This window comes from Candidatus Thiothrix phosphatis (assembly GCF_035668035.1).
Taxonomy (GTDB): Bacteria; Pseudomonadota; Gammaproteobacteria; order Thiotrichales; family Thiotrichaceae; genus Thiothrix; species Thiothrix phosphatis.
Genome location: NZ_JAYMYJ010000071.1, coordinates 1 through 2,717 on the forward strand (window position 1 = coordinate 1; position 2,717 = coordinate 2,717).

2 protein-coding genes are annotated in these 2,717 nt (G+C 56.2%); one reads left to right on the forward strand and one right to left on the reverse strand.

Annotation, left to right across the window (positions count from 1 at the left end; all coding sequences use genetic code 11):
* The first annotated feature begins 683 nt into the window (after nt 1-683).
* Nucleotides 684-1,004: a hypothetical protein gene (locus VSS37_RS07720; RefSeq protein ID WP_324694249.1), complete on the forward strand. Its 321-nt coding sequence runs from the start codon at nt 684-686 to the stop codon at nt 1,002-1,004.
* A 993-nt stretch (nt 1,005-1,997) separates the two neighbouring features.
* On the opposite strand, the gene VSS37_RS07725 is transcribed toward VSS37_RS07720, so the two are convergent.
* A partial coding sequence (locus VSS37_RS07725; RefSeq protein WP_324694250.1) for a SapC family protein occupies nt 1,998-2,717 on the reverse strand: 720 nt, incomplete at its 5' end.

Sequence of the window (2,717 nt, forward strand, 5' to 3'; positions counted from 1 at the left end):
GCATGCGGGCATAAACCTGCATCAAGGGTTCAAATCCCTTCGTCTCCGCCAGGACCCCGGCTGCAAACTCTCTGCAGCAAAAACGAACACCCCGCTGAACGCCATGTTCTGCGGGGTTTTTCGTTTATGGCTACTGACTTCGACTATCCAACCAATGTCATATCTGCGCTCTTGACGGCCCATTCTCTTGAAACCTCCTGACTTCTGGATTTTGGGATGGATTTTTCAATCGTTTGTTTTTGCGTGACTTTCTGATCGGCTGGAACGGATTTCGCGATGGCGTGATCTGTGGTTTGTGAGGTACGGCATCGCAAATCCTTGTTGGTAGTATGGTCAGCTGTCGGCCAGATGCGGAAGTTTGTTTGGTTGATTCCAATGTTGGATCAACATCCAAGTCACCCATTGGGTGATCCTACCTTTTCGCACGAAACCATCACCATCACTGAGGTTAATGTGAAAAAACCCGGCTTTCGGGCGCAAAAAAGCATCGCCGACGATGACGTCGCGATGCCAAGAAAAGAGCATGGCAGGATCGCTCAGATGCCTCGGTCAAGCACCACCCCTGGTGCCTCTAACTTTAGCTGGCGAGCAGACCGTGCCTTTGAATGTTTCATAATACGGGGTGGCTACCTGTCCTGCAATGACCGTCAGTACCATTACATGCCTACAAATGAGCTAAGTGTTTGAAATTATTAGACAGAACAGGGAAGATCAGTCAGAGGAGTGACGATCAGGCGCCAGGGGTACAGCAGAGCCCGGCTGAAAAGTGTATTCCCTTTGATGCGGCGCTGAATCTGCTGCCAAACAGATACTCCCAAGGGATGCGGTGTAAGGTGGGTTTGCAAGTGGCCAAGGGCTCGTTTGAAGAGGCGGAGAAGGCCATCCATGAAGGCACGGGTGGTGAAGAGCCTAAGCGACAAGCCAAAGATCTGTCACGGGTGATCAGTGCGGATTTTGACGAGTTTTTGCCAGTCCGGCGGTGGCGGAAGACACTCGGCCGGTAGAGGAAGCCCGTTCATCTAGAAGAGGCAGCGGCGATCTGCTGGTGATGAGTACCGATGGATAGGGCATGTCGTGCGTCAGCAAGAACAACGAGAAGCGACGCGCAAAATAGCGTAAGCAACGACGCACAAACTCAAGGCCCAACTGAGTAAAGGAGAGAAGCGATGTCGCGAGCGCGATGGCCACGGTTGCTTCGGTGTACGACGTGGCCCAGCATGTTCAGACAGTGGAGCAGATCATGGGGCAAGAAGAGTCGGCAGCACCAAAGCGGGCCAAATACAACACAAGCGGGTGAAGGCCAGGCTGCGTCAGACGCCGGCGGCGGTGATAGAGCAAACGTTCGCCGAAACCGATCGCCGCGATCCCCAGCATGAGAAAACGTGGTTGGTACTGGTCGATGGCCAGGAAGCTCAACTACGGGAAGTCGAAGCGGCGATTGCGTGCCACCGAACACACGTGGTGGGCATTCCGGGTTTCGTGCAGGTTCTTGAATCCCTATGGAAAGCAGCCTACTGCTTCCACGCAGACGGCACTCTGGAAGCCGAAACTTGGGTATTCGCGCACGCGCACGCGCCCTACTCCAGGGTAAAGTTAGCGACATGGCTGCCGGGATGCGCCGCAGCGCCACCCGCCAAGGCATCTCACTAGACGCCGGTCGACAAGTATGCCGACTACCTGCTCAAGGACAAAGAACGTTCCGAATATGCCACCGCACTGGCCAGCAGCTGGCCGATCACCCCCGGAATCATTGAATGCGCTTGTTGTCACCTAGGCAAGGACCGTAGGGACCTCACCGGCACCCGCTGGAGTCTGGACGGTGCGCAAGCGGTGCGCCGCTTGCGCACCGTTCCTGCCAGCGGTGACTTCAAAAAGTACGTGGCCATTTACCATCGCCAAGAGCGCCAGCGCAACTAGGTGCCCGCACTGCAGAATAAAGACATCAAATTGGCTGCGTGATCGGAGAGAAACCGTCGCCCCAAAGAGCCGCACCCAAATTAATTGATACTGGCTGGACGGGAAGAAGCCAAGGCCACCTTTTGCAGGTGCCGCAGGCTGGCCCAATGAGCGTAGACCGTCGCCAGCAACCCACTCCTGGCCCACTGGGCGAGCTTTTCATCGGGCAAGGCGTTGAGCTTTTCCTGATCGACGACGCTGAAGCCACCGATGGCATGCACCTTCTGATCAATTTCCTGGGTCAGCGTCTTGGCAACGATGACACCGGCTTCGAGCAGGGATTGGTGCGCGGATTCTGTGCGGTTGGCGGCAGTCTGGTAGGCCGTCAAAAAATTCATGGCGCTGGTGGCTACTGCGGCCGGTTCGCCTTCGGGGGTGAACAAGGCCTCCCCCGCTCCGGAAAAATGCGGGGCCGCCGCATCGATGGCCAGAAAGAGTTTGCTGGGGTTCTCGGCGCCCTGGCCGAAGACGAAAGGATAGCGGCGAATGAAGGCGGGAATGTACTCCGCTGTCCAGCGCCCGGCTTCGTCGATAAAGACGTTCTGGTCACGTAGACCAAGCAGGGCCAGAGGGCGAGCGCTGCCATCCGTCGCGAAAACGATGGGGTAATAGGCGCTGGCTTCTGCGATTTCTTCGGAGAGCAAGGGAGCCGTCGTTTGCAAACGCGCGAAGTGATAGGTATTTTGTGCCGTATAACGGAGTTGGCCGTGCGTCGACTGATCAAGGAGTTCGGGTTTCTGGTACATGCTTTCTTTCTGGTT